Raw genomic sequence first — 228 nt, forward strand, 5'->3', positions numbered from 1 at the left:
CCGTGAAATCACGCTGCCATCCTCCGGTACCACGCTGATAAGCCTGGTTGACGGGCAGGGGAGTCCGGTCAGCGTGGAGGTTCAGTCCGTCACCGACGGCGTGAAGGTAAAAGTGAGCCGCGTTCCTGACGGTGTTGCTGAATACAGCGTATGGGGGCTGAAGTTGCCGACGTTGCGCCAGCGCCTGTTCCGCTGCGTGAGTATCCGTGAGAACGACGACGGCACGTA

The 228-nt window shown here is 61.0% G+C and carries 1 protein-coding gene; it reads left to right on the plus strand.

Annotation, left to right across the window (positions count from 1 at the left end; translation table 11 throughout):
- The coding region (locus HEN33_RS26055; protein WP_445297918.1) for a hypothetical protein at positions 1–228 on the plus strand (228 nt) is incomplete at both ends.

Source organism: Escherichia sp. 94.0001 (assembly GCF_013369155.2).
Classification (GTDB): domain Bacteria; phylum Pseudomonadota; class Gammaproteobacteria; order Enterobacterales; family Enterobacteriaceae; genus Escherichia; species Escherichia coli_F.